Genomic DNA, 15,149 nt, shown 5'->3' on the forward strand with positions numbered 1-15,149 from the left:
TTTCATTGCTCCCTTCGACGGGAGCGATCCGGTGAGCTCGGTCGGCATACGCCCTCGTCGAGTGCGTCACCGGACGGAACCCGACCCCGGACCGACGCGGGAGACGGCCGTGCGGCGGCCGGCCCGCGACGCCGCGGCGGCAGCGGGCGCCGCCCTGATCCCCGCAGTGCTCCTGGCCATGAACGGGAACCCGGCGGTCTCCGCCGTCCAGACCGTCGCCCACTGGCCCCTGATGGCACTGACCCTGTTCTGGACGGCCCAGCGGCGCCAGGACCTCTACGCCCGCGGCGCCCTGGCCCTGCTGCTGGCCAGCGCCGCGGGCTTCGGCGTCTTCGCCTCGACCCGGCCGTGGTCGCCGCATGAGACAGCGCTCATCGAGGGCTATCTGGACATGCCCGGTGTGCGAGCGAGCTGGTACGTGCTGACGGCACTCGTGCTGGGCGCCGCCGTCACGGCGGCCTGGGCCCGTGCCGCTGTCGTGGCGGTGATCGCGCTGGTCGTCGCCTCGGCGGCGCTCACCGCGGAACGCCCAGTGCTCGGCGCACTGCTGGCCGGTGGCGTGCCGGTGCTGGCCTGGCAGGCCACGGCGCTCCTGCCTGACCGGCGTCCCGACCGCAGGCACGCCCGCGGCGCGTCGCCCGGCGCGGACTCCACGGCGCACCGGCAGGTGGACTGACCATGGACCTCGACGCCCTGATCGAAGCGGCCGGCTGGTGGTCGTATCTCATCGTGTTCGCCGTGACGGTCGGCGAGACCAGTGCCTTCGTCGGCCTGCTGGTTCCCGGTGAGACCGTCATCCTCCTCGCCGCCGCTCTCGCCGGCCGGGGCGACCTCGATCCGGTGGCTCTCGCCGTCGCCGTGGTGGCCGGGGGCATCCTCGGTGACAACGCCGGGTACGCGCTGGGCCGCCGGTGCCGTCGACGTCCGAGGAAGGCACGACGGCCTCGACCCCGTCTGGACCCGCATGTGCGGCGGTCACAGGAGTTCCTGGTGAGACACGGAGGAACGGCCGTGTTCACCGGCCGGTTCATCGGGTTCGTCCGGGCCTTTCTCCCCTTCGCCGCCGGTGCGTCCGCCACGCCCTACCGCCGCTTTTTCGTCTTCAGCTCTCTCGCGTCGATCGTGTGGGGGATCGGCAGCGTGCTCCTCGGATACTTCGCGGGCGCGGCCGCCACCGAGTTCCTGCACTCAGCGGGCCTTCTCAGCGTGCTCGCCGCCGCCGTCGCCGCCTTGGCCATCCTCGCGGGACTGCGGACGTTCAGGCGGCGCCGGCGCTCCGCCGGCGGCGCGAGTGTCCGTCCGGGTCAGCCGACCGGACCGGGGTAGGCCGGCCGCGGACGCCCTCGCGAGCGGCACGCCCGGGAGAACCGCCCGACGGGCATGTCCTAGGGTGGCCGACGTGACTTCGAAACGTGCGGGTGGTCCTGCAGACTCTTCGACCGGGGCTCCTCAGCTGGAGGAGGAGTTCGGGTTCGCCATCGGTGTGATCTTCCGTGCGTACGCGAAGGCCGTCGAGGCGACCGTGGCGGACCTGCCCGGTGGCCCGCGGGGCTACTTCATCCTCGCGGCTGCCGTCCGGGGGCAGGCCGGCAGCCAGCGTGCCATCGCCGATCGGCTCGGCATCGACCGTACGGTGATGACGTATCTGCTCGACGACCTGGAAGAGGCCGGACTCGTCGAACGCAAGCCGGACCCCGCCGACCGCAGAAGCCGCCACATCGTCGCCACCGAACGGGGCGCGGAACTCTGGGACGAACTGCACTCCCAGGTCGACCGGATCGACCGGCAACTGCTCTCCGTCCTGCCCGAGAAGTCGCAAACCGCGTTCCGGGACATGCTCACAGTGATGGCACGAGATGTCGACGCCATCGAACGCACTCTCCTCGGTGACCGGGCCGGAGAGCCGAGCGGCCCCGACAAGCCCGTGCGCGCCTCGCGCAGACGAGCCCGCCCCAACGTCTGACGCCGCGACCGCCGCGGGGCCGAAGCCTCGCGTCCCGACGGCGTCGAGGGCAGGGGAGGCCCACTGCGGATACCCGGCCAGGGTGTGCGGGCCCGCGACGAGGCGTTCGACAGCATCCGAGGGGGCCGGGACACCGAGGAAGCCGGGCCGGTACGCCGCGCCCGCGAGTACCGCTCGGTGCGTGCGACGCGGCGCGGTCCTCGCTCCGTGCGCCGGGTCCCCGGCTGCGGCCTCAACATCCCCCGACCGTGCCCCGGTCGCCGGCGGCGCACGTGGGCCTGGCCGCATCCTGGCAGCCGGACGCGCGACACGCCGCCCAGTTGGTGGTCTAGACCGCCTTCATGTGTCGGGTGTTCAGAAACGCTTCGCCCAACGCTTCCCACCGGCGCTCACGATCTTCGACGACGGGTGATGAATCAACGCACTTGTGGAGATCGTATGAGCAACTCGACCGACCCCGGACCGGGACGCCGCAGCCTGCTGCAGGCAGCGGTCGCCGTCCCCGCGGCTGGAGCCGCCGCCACCGTGCTGGGCGCCGGTACCGCCAGTGCGGCGCCGTCCTCCGGACCCGGCGTACAGGGCGGCCGCTTCGACACGGAGAGCCCGCGCTTCGCGCTGGCGGTGCTCCCGGACACGCAGTACCTCTTCGACGCCGACAGCGCCGACCCGCAGCCGCTGACGGCGACCTTCCAGTACCTGGTGTCCGAGCGCGCGGAGGCGAACATCGCCTTCATGACGCATCTCGGCGATGTGACCGAGCACGGTACGGAAGACGAGATCGAACTCGCCGCGGACACCTTCCGGACCATCCACGGCAAGGTCCCCTACAGCGTGCTCGCGGGCAACCACGACATCGCGGGCGGCACGGACGACCAGCGCGGCGACACCGCGTACCTGAGGGCGTTCGGGCCCAAGCGGTTCAGCGGCATGCCGACCTTCGGCGGGGCTTCCCCCGACGGCTACAACAGCTACCACGTGCTTCGGGCCGCGGACCGGGAATGGCTGGTGCTGGCCCTGGACTGGCGGGCCTCCGACAAGGGCCTGGCCTGGGCGCAGGGCGTGCTCGACAAGCACGCGACCCTTCCCACCATCCTGACCACTCACGACATCGCCTGGGCCGGCGACGACGGTGAGGCGCACCTGTCCGGCAACGGACAGCGGCTCTGGGACAGGATCGTCCGCGGCAACGACCAGATCTTCCTGGCGCTGGGCGGCCACTACTGGCCGCCGGGACGCACGGTGCTCACCAACGACGCCGGGCACGACGTGCACGTGCACATCACCAACTACCAGGACCGCTACTACGGTGGCGCCGGAATGATCCGGCTCTACGCCTTCGACATGGTCCGCAACGTCATCGACGTCGAGACGTTCGCACCCTGGTTCCTCAGCCGGGACCCGGCCAAGCGGACTCCGCTGGGCGCGGAGAACCTCGAACTGACCGGTTCGACGGACCGCTTCAGCCTCCCGATCGACTTCGCGGACCGCTTCGAGGGCTTCGCCCCGGTCGTCCCGCCGAAGCCGCGCCCGGCGCACCGCGTGATGCCGCGCGGCACGGTGGCCTACTGGCGCTTCGACAAGGACGGACTGGACGGTGCCGGTCGCCCCGGCTCCCCCGTCTCCGCGGGCACGGTGGCCCGCGACCTGAGCGGGAACGGCAACGACCTGGCCGTGCGGCTGCTGCACACCAGCGCCGCCGAGGTCCTGACCTGGTCCGGCGACCACCACGTCGACCAGCCCGCCCACGCCAGCCTGCGCTTCGACGGCGGCAAGCAGCCGGACCGGGGCGCGATCCTCACCACGAAGCCCACGGCACCCCTGAACGGCATGAAGTTCCGGGCCGGCTTCACCATCGAGACGTTCATCAAGCTGCCGGAGCCGTTCGAGGGCGACCACGCCTGGATGGGCATCCTGAGCTGGGAAGGCCGCAACGGCGACGCGGGCAAGACCACGGGATGGTCGAAGGAGGAACCCACCTGCAGCCTCAACGTCACGCCGGAGCGGTTCCTCCAGTTCGTCCTTTACCCGGACGTGCAGGACGCCGACCCCACCTCGTGGAGCCACGCCCTGCCCGTGGGCCGCTGGACCCACATCGCCCTGGTCAACGACGGCCGGCGCACCGTGATGTACGTGGACGGCTCGAAGATCGCCCGCAACCCGTCCCAGCCGGCCACCGGCATCGAGACGATGGGCAAGCCGTTCGTCATCGGCGGCACCCAGTTCGCGGAGAAGTACGGCCAGGGCTTCTACGGCTGGATCGGCGACACCCGGATCGTCGACCGCGCCCTCAGCCCGAAGGACTTCATGTTCCCCGGCGAGTGACGTCGGTGCCCGCCGCCCGACGGGGTTCCGGGGCGGCGGGAACGAACGACGGCCGACCATGGCGCCAGCCATGGTCGGCCGTCAGTTTTTCGACCAAGGGTGGCGACGCGTCACCCTTCCGCGCGTCCGTTTCGATCAGTCGCCCGCCGATTCCCGCTCCCTGATGTTCTCCAGCACCGCCTCGGACAGGGCGGCCAGCGCGTCGAGTTGCCGCGGGCTGACCGCGTCGAGGAAGGTGCGGCGCACGTCGCCCAGATACAGGGGCGTGGCCTTGCTGATCGACTCACGCCCCTGCGGGGTGAGGGCGACATGGCTGCCCCGGGTGTCCTCGGCGCAGGTCCGCCGTTCGAGCAGCCCGCGCGAGATCATCCGCGAGATCTGGTGGGTGAGGCGACTCTTCTCCCATCGGAGGCGCTCGCGCAGTTCGAAGACCCGCAGTGACTCGTCCGGTTGCATGGCCAGGGTGCTCAGCACCGCGTAGTCCGGCAGTGACAGGCCCGAGTCCTGGAGGAGTTGCCGGTTCAGATGGCGGCGAAGGTCCTCCTGCATGGTGAGGAATCCGTGCCAGGCGCGGCGCTCACGCTCGCTCAGCTCCGCGGGATCGGTCATGCGCCGAAGTTTAGCAAGGGGATGACGTGTCCACCTGGGGGCGCGGCGCGGACGGAACCCGCCCGGCGGCCACGTCCACCACTGACCGGCCATTGAACCGGACCTACAGGATGATGTGTCATCCATCTCTTGTCGTTGCCCTGCCTCCGAAGGGTGAGGCATCATCCCGCTACATCAAGGGTGACACGTCACCCTTTCGTTTCGGATGTGAGAGGAAGATCGTCATGGGACGAATCTGGTTGGTCACGGGCGCGGCCTCGGGGCTCGGTCGTGAAATCGCGCGGGTGGCGCTGGACGCCGGTGACACGGTCGTGCTGGCCGATCGCCGCACCGAGGGTGCCGGGGAACTGGCGTCCGCCCACCCCGGCCGGGCTCAGGCGGTCGGTATGGACGTCACGGACCCGGAGCGCGTCGAGGCGGTCGTGGACGGCGTCATCGAGCGGTACGGACGGATCGACGTGCTCGTCAACGCCGCCGGCCGGGGCCACATCGGTGCCGTCGAGGAGACCACGGAGGCCGAGCTCCGGCCGCTGATGGAGCTCCACTTCTTCGGCCCCGCCGCGCTCACCAGGGCGGTCCTGCCGCACATGCGCGAGCGGCGCAGCGGCGCGATCGTCCAGATCAGCAGCCTCGGCGGGCAGATATCGGTGCCGGGGATGTCGGCCTGCTCGGCCGGCAAGTTCGCTCTGGAGGGCCTGTCCATCTCGCTGGCCCAGGAGGTCGCACCGCTGGGGATCAAAGTGCTGATCGCACAGCCGGGAGCGATGCGGACGAACTTCGCCGGTGCGGCGATCAGCGAGTCCGCACGCATCGCCGACTACGAGGCCACGGTGGGCGGTCTGCGGGCCCACGTGGAGGAGGTCACGGGCAGGCAGCCGGGCGACCCCGTGAAGATCGCCACCGCGATCGTGTCCGCGCTGGCCGACGAGAGGACGCCGTTGCGGCTGGCGTTCGGCAACGACACCGTCGACCGGCTCAACGAGGCGGCCAAGTCGACGCAGGACGAGCGCGACGCCTGGGAGCACGTGACCCGGAGCACCGACTTCACCGACGTGTGAGGCCGGTCCGGCACGGTCCGACGCCGGAGTTTCCCGGCCGGTGGGGTTCCGCCCGCCGGGAAACCCCGGCGGGCGGGGTGACTCACGCGGCGAGCGGACCCCGTGCCCACCGTGCGTCGATGTCCTCCTCGGCGCGCGCCAGGCTCTTCTCCGCGAGCGGGATCAACTCCGACATGGCGGGGGTGACGTGAGCCAGGGTCAGTTCGGCGATGATGAACTCCGGCTCCAGGCCCGCCATGGACACACCGTGCGGCAGCCACTGTTCGGCGTGGTCCCAGCCCTCGCGGGGAGTACCGGCGCCGTAGCCGCCACCACGCGTGGCGATCACCAGGAACTCCCGGCCGCCGAGGAGCGGTTCACGGGTCTCCGGGTCGAGAGAGAGCCCCGGGGCGATCAGGTGGTCCACCCAGGCCTTGACGCTGCTGGGCGCGCCGTAGTTGTAGAGCGGAAGGCCGAGGACGATGGTGTCGGCGTCCTTGATCTCCCCGACGACCTCTTCGACCAGAGCCCAGGAGGCGGCCTGCGCGGGCGTCCTGTCGTCCGGCGCGACGAAACCGGCGTGCGCGGTCGTGCTGTCGAGGTGGGGCAGCGGGTTGCTGCCCAGGTCACGATAGGTGACCGACCCGCCTGGGTTGGCCGCCTTCCACGCCTCGACGGCACGCGCGGTCAGCTTCCGGCTGACGCTCTGGTCGCCCTGGATGCTGGAGTCGATGTGCAGCAGGTGTGCCATGTCTGTGATGTCTCCTGAGTACAGATTTCTTTGCATGCGGAGGACCGGCGCGATGGAGATCCGTCCTCCGGGTCTGGAGGGGGTCCGCCGGCTCGGCGGCGGTCCTCGGCGGCACGGTGGGAGTGCGGCCGGTGAAGGGGGCCCGGTCTACTTGCCGGGGCGGAGGACGCCCTCGGGGTCGTAGCGCTTCCACAGTTCGGTGACGCGCACGCCGGTCGGCCCCGGGTAGGCGAGGTCGAACGTGGCCTCGTCGGGGTGGCTCTCGAAGTTCACGTACGCGCCGTCCGCCTGAGCGGCGACGGGCCGCCAGGCGGTGGCCAGGGTCCTGCGGTTGTACGGCGGGAAGGTCGAGGCGACCACGAGGGTCCGCTGATGCCGGTGCGCGTAGGCGGTGGCCGACGGAGCGAGGTCATGGGTGGCGCCGCCGAGCGACCGCATCTGGACCAGTACGGGCGTGGATCCGCTCGCCGTTCCCACGATGGCGCGGGCCGCGGCGGGCGTGATCGTGGTCAGCAGCCCGTTGGTGGTGGTGGAGGGCATCTGGCCCGTGTTGGGGTGCAGATGCTGGGGCGGGACCAGGCTCGTGTACGGGGCCACGACTGCCTGCTGGAGTGTCACGTCACCGATGCCGAGCAGGGGTTCGAGCGCCCGGCGGATGGCGTCCGTGCTGTCGGTGGCGACGATCGCGGTGATGAACGCCGCGGTCATCGATCCCTGGGAGGACACTGTCACCGCGGTCGAGAGCTCTCGGGGGGCTTCCTTCATGGCGGAGTCCCAGCGCCGCAGCACCCGGCCCTCGGCGTCGACCCGGGCGACGAGCTGCGCGTACCCCACGTTGAGCAGCTCGACGGCCTCGATCTCGAAGGCCACCGCGATGCCCGCGCCGGCGCCCGCACCGCGCATCACCCACAGCAGGTCGGGCTCGTCACGGGCGTCGGCGCGCACCACGGAACCGTCGGCCAGCACCACCTCGACGGCGCGGATCCGGTCCACGGTGAGCCCGTAGTGCCGGACCAGCCAGCCGATGCCGCCCGCCGTCGCCAGACCACCCACGCCGACGTTGCCGTGGTCGCCCGAACTGATGGCGAGTCCGTGCGGCGTCAGTTCCTGCGCGACCTCCGCCCAGCGGGCGCCCGCCTCGACCCGTACCAGGCGCTGGGCGCGGTCGATCACGTGCACGCGGCTCATGCGCCGCAGGTCGATGACCAGCCCTCCGGTGTTGGTCGCGCTGCCGGCCAGTCCGTGCCCGCCGCTGCGCACGGCCACGGCGAGTCCGCGCTCCCGCGCCAGCTCCAGGGCCGCCGCGACGTCGCGGGCGGACTCCGGCACCACCACGACAGCCGGACGGCCCACCGTGGTGTACGTGGACCGGTACGCTCCGTAGCGGCTGTCGGACGGAGTGATCAGCTTGCCGGACAGCTCGGCCGGCACCGTGCCCTCCGTCGTCATCGCTGCCCTCGGAGGGACGCCACACGTGCGCGTACGGCCGGAACCACTTCCGAAGTGAAGAGGGAGAGCTGCTCCTCGGCGTCGGCGGCCGGCCAGAAGACGAAGGTGTCGAAGCCCAGCCGCACCGCCCAGTCGCTGAGCGTCTCCGCCCACATGTCGGCGGACCCGTTCAGCCCCGGACCCTCGCCGTGCGCGCCGATCGTGCCGATGACGTTGTAGATGCGCCGCACGGAACTCGGCTCGCGTCCCGCCGCCGTCGCGGCGTCGTCGATGAGCTGCTGGCGCCAGGGCACCTCCTCGGGAGGCACATAGATGTTCAGCGGGGAGATCCAGCCGTCCGCCGAGCGGCCGGTCACCGCGAGCATCCGGTTCTTCTGGGCACCCAGCCACAGCTGCACCGGCGCGGGCGGCCGGGGGCCGGCGTGGTAGCCGGTTACCGCGTGATGAGCGGTCTGCATCCGCACCACGCCACCGGCGAGCGCCTGGTGCATCAGGTGCAGCGACTCCTCGGTGAAGGCCACCATCTTCTCGCCGCGTCGCGGCAGGCCGCCCATCGAGGCGATTGCTTCGGCGAAGGCGCCGCCGCCGACACCGAGCTGCACCCGGCCGCCGGTGATGAGGCTCAGCGAAGCGGCCGCCTTGGCGAGCATCGTGGGCGGCCGCAGCTGCAGATCGGCGACATCGGTCATGAAGGAGATGCGGCTCGTCGACGCCGACAGGTGACTGATCAGCGTCCAGGTCTCCAGGTAGCCGGCCTGGTAGGGGTGGTCCTGGACGGCGAGATAGTCCAGTCCGTCGTCGTCGGCCCGGCGGGCGAGTCGCTGAGCCTGTTCGAAGGCGTCCGCTGCCGGGGTGAGGCTCAAGCCGAACGACAGGCGGTGTCCGTAGTCGGTCATGTCCACCACGGTGCGGGCAGCCGTCCCCACCGGGCAAAAGGCCGGTGAGTTGCTAATCTTTAGTAAGTAAGTGTGTGAAGGGAGATCGTCAGGTGTCGCAGCTCGAGCGCAGTTCCATCCACGACGACTCGTGCCCGAGTCTCCAAGAGGCTCTTGAGCTGGTCGGACGTCGCTGGGTGGGCGCGATCCTGGTCGCCGCGGAGCACGGTGCGCGGCGCTTCGGTGAGTACCGGGGCGTGATCGACGGCATCTCCGACCGGCTGCTGTCCCAGCGGCTGAAGGAACTGGAGAAGCTGGGCATCATCGAGCGCACCGTGATTCCGACCACACCCGTTCAGGTGCATTACGCCCTCACCGACACAGGGCAGTCCCTCATCGACGCGCTGCAACCCCTGGCGCAGTGGAGCAGGCAGCGTGCGGCCGGTATCGGGGCCGTGGGCGTGGGCGCGACGACCGCGCCGGTGCAACTCCCGCACTGACCGGGGACCGCCTTTGGATCTCCTCGCGTGGCGAGCGCGCCACAGCCGAGGCACGATGACCATGGCTGAGTAATCGGCAGCGGAGCTCAGGGCGATCACTGCCTCTGTCAGGTCCTCGACGTCGGTTGCCCGGTCCAGGTATGCGCTGTGCCGCCCCGGACGCGCCAGTGCGCGCCGGGGCGTTGCCCCGGGCGACGGGCACGGCGGCGCAGTGAGCGGTGGCGCGACACAGACCACCCGTGCCTGGCCGGGCGATGTGAGAGGTATCCGGCGATCGGCACCAGGGCTCACAGAGTCGGTGTCACCTATCGAGACGGGGTGCTCACGATGCAAGAAGCCGCCCGGCACCTTCATACCTCATCCCCTTGGCAACGAATACGTGGCAGGACGGTCGGCGGAAGCCAGCCGGAGGAGTGCCGATGACGGGACAGCAGCTGAAGGCAGTGGAGACTGCCGCCGTCCCGGACACGGAAGTCGCGCTCGCCGGGTTGCTCGCGGACGTCGCCAAGCTGGACGAGGTGCCGTTCGACAGCCACTTCTTCAACGACCTCGGGGCCGACTCCCTGGTCATGGCGCATTTCTGCGCCCGTGTCAGGAAGCGCCCCGACCTGCCGTCGGTGTCGATGCGCGACATCTACCGGTATCCGACCATCAGCGCACTGGTCGCCGCGCTGGCCGGCGGTACGCCGCAGGACACGGACCTCGGCGCACCACCGATCACCGCCCTCGACACCCGGCCGCCCGCCGAGCCGATCGGCCGGCCCCACTTCGTGCTCTGCGGCGTGCTGCAGGCGCTGTGCTATCTCGGCTACGCCTCCCTCGTCGCCGTCATCACCACGCGCGGCTACGAATGGATCGCGGGCGGAAAGAGCGTGCTGGCGAGCTACGCGCGGTCCGTCGTGTTCGGCGCCGTTCTGCTGGTCGTCCTGTGCGCGCTGCCCATCGTCATGAAGTGGCTGCTGATCGGCCGGTGGAAACCGCAGCGGATCCGCATCTGGAGTCTGCCCTACGTCCGCTTCTGGCTGGTCAGGACCCTGGTCCGGTCGAGCCCGGCCCGACTGTTCGCCGGGTCGCCGCTGTACCCGCTCTACCTCAGGGCGCTGGGCGCCCGGGTCGGCCGGGGAGTGACCTTCCTGTCGCGGAGCGTGCCCGTCTGCACCGATCTGCTGACGATCGGCGAGAACACGGTGGTCCGCAAGGATTCGCTGATCAGCTGCTACCACGCACATGACGGCGTGATCGAGACGGGTCCGGTCACCCTGGGCCGGGACGCGGTCGTCAGCGAGGCGACGGTGCTGGACATCGGCACCCGCCTCGGCGACGGGTCCCAGCTCGGCCACGCCTCCTCGCTGCACACCGGTCAGCAGGTCCCGGACGGCGAGCGCTGGCACGGATCACCGGGCGAGCCCACGGACGCCGAGTTCCAGCCGCTGGAGGCCGCCCGCTGCGGCACTCTGCGCCGTGCGGTCCACGGAGTGCTCCTGCTGCTGGTCCTGGTGACGGTGTACGTCCCGCTGGCGGTGGGCTGTCTGGACGTGCTGCTCACGCGCGTCCTGGCGAGCAACGCGATGCTGCGGGAGCAGACCTCCGCGATCGGCTGGAACTACTACGGGGACCTGTTCGTGGTGACGGTCGTGGGCTTCGCCCTCGCGTTGCCCGCCTCCCTCGTCCTCATGGCAACCGTCCCGCGGCTGCTCGCCCGGTTCGTCACCCTGGGCCGGACGTATCCGCTGTACGGCTTCCATCATGGCGTGCACCGGGCGATCCTCCTGCTGACCAACAGCCGCTTCCTCACGCGCCTGTTCGGCGACAGCAGCGCCATCGTGTACTACCTGCGCTGGATCGGCTACGACCTCCGGCACGTGGAGCAGTCCGGGTCGAACTTCGGCACCGGGGTCAAGCACGAGAGCCCCTTCGCCAGCAAGGTCGGCAGCGGGACGATGGTCGCCGACGGCCTGTCTTTGATGAACGCCGACTACTCCAGCACGTCCTTCCGTGTCTCGCGGATCGAGATCGGGGCGCACAACTTCCTCGGGAACCGGATCTCCTACCCCGCGCGCGGCAGAACCGGTGACAACTGCCTCCTGGCGACCAAGGTGATGGTCCCCGTCGACGGCCCGGTCCGGCACGACGTGGGACTGCTGGGATCTCCCAGTTTCGAGATCCCGCGGTCAGTGGTGCGGGACAGTACCTTCGACGAAGTGGCCGGCGGAGACGGACTGCGTCGAGGCCTGGCGGGAAAGAACCGGCACAACGCCGCCACGGTGGCGTGGACGCTGTTCGTCGCCTGGCTGTACCTCTTCTGCGTCGCGGCGCTCTATTCGACCGCGGCGAGCCTGTACGCCCGGTGGGGCACGACGACCGTCGCGCTGGCCAATGCCCTCGCATTGCCCTTCACGGTCTTCTATTTCGTCGTGGTCGAACGGATCGTGGCCGTCCGGCATCGTCCGGGACCGCTGTTCTGCTCCATTTACGACCGCCGCTTCTGGCAGCGGGAACGGTATTGGAAAGTTCCTGCGGAAACGTATCTCCAGGTCCTCAACGGCACGCCGTTCAAGGGATTCGTGTGGCGGATGCTCGGAGCCGACGTCGGCACCAGGCTGTTCGACGACGGCTGCCACCTCACCGATCGCTGGATGGTGCGGATCGGTGACAACTGCACGATCAACGCGGGAACCGTCATCCAGTGCCACTCGCAGGAGGACGGCGCGTTCAAGTCGGACCGCGTCGAGATCGGCTCCGGCTGCACCTTCAGCGTCGGAGCTTATGTGCACTACGGAGTGCGGATCGGCGACGGTGCCGTGCTCGCGACGGACTCCTTTCTCATGAAGGGCGAGGTGGTCCCCGAGCGCGCGCGCTGGGCGGGAAATCCGGCTCGCCCCGCACTCGAAGGTGGTGGTGAAGCGTGATGGCAAGGGCGACGGCGTTGACCGACGGCCGACCCCACGGCGAAGCGGGATCCGGCGGGGGAGCCGCGGTCGACGACTCGGCACGGGCCGACGACACGACCCGGGCCGAGGACGCCGCACGGACCGAGGGTGCCGCGCCCGGCGGCGGCACACCCGCCGAGGGCGGCTTCAGCGCGGTACCGCGCTGGACGCTCTCCCCGGTGCCGGGCACCGCCGAGCACATGGTGCCCGTCCCCGCGGACGTGACGGCGACACTGCACCGGCGGGCCCGCCAGATCGGCGTGCCCCTGTCCGCGGTCCACCTCGCCGCGCACGCCAAGGTGCTCGCCGCCCTCTCCGGCGACCCCGTCGTCCGCACCGGCCTGCTGTCCGGCGAGTCCACCGTCCCCCTGCACATCGAGCTGACCGTCGAGACGGGCACCTGGCGGCGGCTGGCGCTGGCGTCCCACCGGGCCGAATCGGGACTGCCCTCCTCCCCGAAGGCCGCGCCACCGGGCGCCGACGGCTCCGCGGAACGCCCGGAGGTCGTGTTCGACCCGACCGGCCGCGGTCCCGCGGGCGCGAGCGGCACCGTCCTCACCGTGACCGTGCTGGAGGAGGACGCGGGCAGCGCCCTGCGCGTGCGCTACCGCACCGACGCGATGGACGCGGACGCCGCGACCCGGATCGCCGGCTACCACCTCACCGCGCTCGAACGGATCGCCGACAACCCCGACGTACCGCACGACCAGCACACGCTGCTGTCCGACGAGGAGATCCGCTTCCAGATCGACGGGCTCGCCGGACCGCACCGCGAGCTCCCCGACCGGCGCTGCCACGAACTCTTCGAGGAGCGCGCCCGCAGCCGGCCGGACGCCGTCGCCGCCGTGCACCGTGACCGGCAGTGGACGTACGGGGAACTGAACGTGCGGGCCAACCGACTGGCCCGGGCCCTGCTCGCCGAAGGGCTGCGGCCCGAGGACACGGTCGCGGTGGTGACCGGCCGCGACCTGAACTGGCTCGCCGGCGTGCTCGCCGTGTTCAAGGCGGGCGGTGCCTACCTGCCCGTCGATCCGAACTACCCGCCCGGCCGCATCACCACCATGCTCACCCGGGCAGGCTGCCGCTTCGTGCTCACCGAGCCGGGCGCCACCACGAACCTGGAACCGGCGCTGGAGCCGCTGTCCGGCACCCGAACGCTGCACATCCCGGACATCACCGAGCAGGCCACCGACGGAACCGACCCGGGCGTCGACGTGCCGGCGAACGGGCTCGCGTACGTGTTCTTCACCTCCGGCTCCACCGGTGAGCCCAAGGGCGCGATGTGTGAGCACGCGGGCCTGCTCAACCACCTCTACGCCAAGATCGACGACCTGGGGATGGACGCCGGTTCGGTCGTGGCGCAGACCGCCTCGCAGTGCTTCGACATCTCGCTGTGGCAGTTGCTGTCCGGACTGCTGACCGGAGGTCGGACCCTGCTGATCGAGCAGGAGGCGATCCTCGACGCCGACCGGTTCCTCGACACGATCGCCGAAGGCCGGGTCACCGTGCTCCAGGTCGTGCCCTCCTACCTCGACGTCCTGTTGTCCGCGCTCGAACGCAGCCCCCGCGACCTGCCGGACCTGCGCTGCGTGTCGGTCACCGGGGAAGCGCTCAAGAGCGAGCTGGCCCAGCGGTGGTTCACCTCCGGGCCCGCGATCCGACTGGTCAACGCCTACGGACTGACCGAGACGTCCGACGACACCAATCACGAGGTGATGGACCGGGCGCCCGTCGGCGACCGGGTCCCGCTCGGCCCGCCCGTGCACAACGTGCGCGTCTATGTCGTCGACGACCAGCTGATGCCGGTCCCGCTCGGCGCCCCCGGAGCCATCGTCTTCTCCGGCGTCTGCGTCGGCCGCGGCTATGTCAACGACGCCGAGCGCACCCGGCTCGCCTATCTCGCCGACCCCCACCGTCCCGGTCAGCGGCTCTACCAGGGCGGCGACTTCGGCCGCTGGCTGCCCGACGGGAAGCTCGAATACCTCGGCCGAAGGGACGCACAGGTCAAGATCCGCGGATTCCGCGTCGAGATCGGTGAGATCGAGAACACGCTGCTCCGGGTCCCCGGCGTCCGTGACGGCGCGGTGGTGGTGACGGGAGAGGGGCACAGCAGGCAACTGGCCGCGTTCTGCACCAGCGAGGACGGCACCCTGACCACCGAGGAAGTCCGTGCGCGCCTCGGGGACCTGCTGCCCGAATTCATGGTCCCGGCCGTCCTCCACCAGGTGGCCCGACTGCCGCTCACGGCCAACGGCAAGATCGACAAGAAGGCGCTGACCGCGCTGGCGGACGAACTCGCTACGACCGGCGAAGCCCGCCAGGAGCCCCGGACGCCGACCGAGCGGCGGCTCGCGGAGAAGTTCGCGTCGGTCCTCGGTGTACCGCCGGACCGCGTCGGCCGGGACGACAGCTTCTTCGACCTGGGCGGCACCTCCCTGTCCGCCGTCCGCCTCGCGGTGTCCCTGGACCGGTTGATCTCCCTGCCCGACCTCACCAGCCATCCGGTCCTGGCGGACCTGGCCCGTCTCCTCGACACCCGGACGTCCGGTCCGGCCGGCACCCGGACATCGGACCGGACCGCGACACCCGCCGAGGACACCTCCCCACCGGTGGCCGCCACGTCCCGCGCACCCGCCCGGCCGAAGTCGCCGAGACCCTGATCCGGGCCCCCGCCGCGCCGGCCGCCCCCTGAACCCGCGCATCCCGAGGAGAA

The 15,149-nt window shown here is 70.9% G+C and carries 12 protein-coding genes; 8 read left to right on the top strand and 4 right to left on the bottom strand.

The annotated features are described in order from the left end of the window. The first annotated feature begins 109 nt into the window (after positions 1–109). From DN051_RS35650 to DN051_RS35665, 4 genes are all read left to right on the top strand, one after another. On the top strand, positions 110–676 hold the full coding sequence (locus DN051_RS35650) for a hypothetical protein (protein ID WP_162625030.1): 567 nt from the start codon (positions 110–112) through the stop codon (positions 674–676). A gap of 2 nt (positions 677–678) precedes the next feature. Further along, positions 679–1,326, top strand: a complete 648-nt coding sequence (locus DN051_RS35655) for a DedA family protein (protein WP_112440765.1) — start codon at positions 679–681, stop codon at positions 1,324–1,326. A gap of 73 nt (positions 1,327–1,399) precedes the next feature. Further along, complete coding sequence (locus tag DN051_RS35660; protein WP_199314760.1) at positions 1,400–1,963, top strand: MarR family winged helix-turn-helix transcriptional regulator; 564 nt, start codon at positions 1,400–1,402, stop codon at positions 1,961–1,963. Positions 1,964–2,401: 438 nt separating this feature from the next. Further along, a complete protein-coding gene (locus DN051_RS35665) occupies positions 2,402–4,285 on the top strand; it encodes a LamG-like jellyroll fold domain-containing protein (RefSeq protein ID WP_112440767.1) in 1,884 nt (627 codons plus the stop codon). A 135-nt stretch (positions 4,286–4,420) separates the two neighbouring features. Here the strand turns inward: DN051_RS35665 and DN051_RS35670 are convergent, their stop codons facing one another. Then, complete coding sequence (locus tag DN051_RS35670) at positions 4,421–4,894, bottom strand: MarR family winged helix-turn-helix transcriptional regulator (protein WP_112440769.1); 474 nt, start codon at positions 4,892–4,894, stop codon at positions 4,421–4,423. Between the two features lie 224 nt (positions 4,895–5,118). Here DN051_RS35670 and DN051_RS35675 point away from each other — a divergent pair, with 224 nt between their 5' ends. After that, positions 5,119–5,952: an oxidoreductase gene (locus tag DN051_RS35675; RefSeq protein WP_112440771.1), complete on the top strand. Its 834-nt coding sequence runs from the start codon at positions 5,119–5,121 to the stop codon at positions 5,950–5,952. Positions 5,953–6,034: 82 nt separating this feature from the next. Here DN051_RS35675 and DN051_RS35680 read toward each other — a convergent pair whose 3' ends face one another. From DN051_RS35680 to DN051_RS35690, 3 genes are all read right to left on the bottom strand, one after another. Further along, complete coding sequence (locus tag DN051_RS35680) at positions 6,035–6,682, bottom strand: FMN-dependent NADH-azoreductase (protein ID WP_053762420.1); 648 nt, start codon at positions 6,680–6,682, stop codon at positions 6,035–6,037. Positions 6,683–6,829: 147 nt separating this feature from the next. Further along, a complete protein-coding gene (locus DN051_RS35685) occupies positions 6,830–8,131 on the bottom strand; it encodes an FAD-binding oxidoreductase (protein ID WP_112440773.1) in 1,302 nt (433 codons plus the stop codon). Continuing rightward, the gene (locus DN051_RS35690) at positions 8,128–9,027 is read right to left on the bottom strand and encodes an LLM class flavin-dependent oxidoreductase (protein WP_162625031.1); all 900 of its coding nucleotides are present in this window, start codon (positions 9,025–9,027) and stop codon (positions 8,128–8,130) included. Before DN051_RS35690 ends, DN051_RS35685 begins: the two co-directional genes overlap by 4 nt. A gap of 92 nt (positions 9,028–9,119) precedes the next feature. On the opposite strand from DN051_RS35690, the gene DN051_RS35695 reads away from it, so the two are divergent. The 3 genes from DN051_RS35695 (at position 9,120) to DN051_RS35705 (ending at position 15,096) form a co-directional block, all read left to right on the top strand. Then, complete coding sequence (locus DN051_RS35695; RefSeq protein ID WP_112440777.1) at positions 9,120–9,506, top strand: winged helix-turn-helix transcriptional regulator; 387 nt, start codon at positions 9,120–9,122, stop codon at positions 9,504–9,506. Between the two features lie 419 nt (positions 9,507–9,925). Beyond that, the gene (locus DN051_RS35700; RefSeq protein ID WP_112440779.1) at positions 9,926–12,415 is read left to right on the top strand and encodes a Pls/PosA family non-ribosomal peptide synthetase; all 2,490 of its coding nucleotides are present in this window, start codon (positions 9,926–9,928) and stop codon (positions 12,413–12,415) included. After that, complete coding sequence (locus DN051_RS35705) at positions 12,415–15,096, top strand: non-ribosomal peptide synthetase (RefSeq protein WP_112440781.1); 2,682 nt, start codon at positions 12,415–12,417, stop codon at positions 15,094–15,096. Before DN051_RS35700 ends, DN051_RS35705 begins: the two co-directional genes overlap by 1 nt. Positions 15,097–15,149: the final 53 nt, after the last annotated feature.

Origin of the sequence: Streptomyces cadmiisoli (genome assembly GCF_003261055.1) — a bacterium.
Taxonomy (GTDB): Bacteria; Actinomycetota; Actinomycetes; order Streptomycetales; family Streptomycetaceae; genus Streptomyces; species Streptomyces cadmiisoli.

What these genes read in the sequence shown, in the direction of transcription:
- DN051_RS35690 (WP_162625031.1), bottom strand. Translation starts at nt 9,027, where the DNA reads ATGACCGACTACGGACACCGCCTGTCGTTCGGCTTGAGCCTCACCCCG.
- DN051_RS35670 (WP_112440769.1), bottom strand. Translation starts at nt 4,894, where the DNA reads ATGACCGATCCCGCGGAGCTGAGCGAGCGTGAGCGCCGCGCCTGGCAC.
- DN051_RS35705 (WP_112440781.1), top strand. Translation starts at nt 12,415, where the DNA reads ATGGCAAGGGCGACGGCGTTGACCGACGGCCGACCCCACGGCGAAGCG.
- DN051_RS35680 (WP_053762420.1), bottom strand. Translation starts at nt 6,682, where the DNA reads ATGGCACACCTGCTGCACATCGACTCCAGCATCCAGGGCGACCAGAGC.
- DN051_RS35675 (WP_112440771.1), top strand. Translation starts at nt 5,119, where the DNA reads ATGGGACGAATCTGGTTGGTCACGGGCGCGGCCTCGGGGCTCGGTCGT.
- DN051_RS35655 (WP_112440765.1), top strand. Translation starts at nt 679, where the DNA reads ATGGACCTCGACGCCCTGATCGAAGCGGCCGGCTGGTGGTCGTATCTC.
- DN051_RS35665 (WP_112440767.1), top strand. Translation starts at nt 2,402, where the DNA reads ATGAGCAACTCGACCGACCCCGGACCGGGACGCCGCAGCCTGCTGCAG.
- DN051_RS35685 (WP_112440773.1), bottom strand. Translation starts at nt 8,131, where the DNA reads ATGACGACGGAGGGCACGGTGCCGGCCGAGCTGTCCGGCAAGCTGATC.
- DN051_RS35700 (WP_112440779.1), top strand. Translation starts at nt 9,926, where the DNA reads ATGACGGGACAGCAGCTGAAGGCAGTGGAGACTGCCGCCGTCCCGGAC.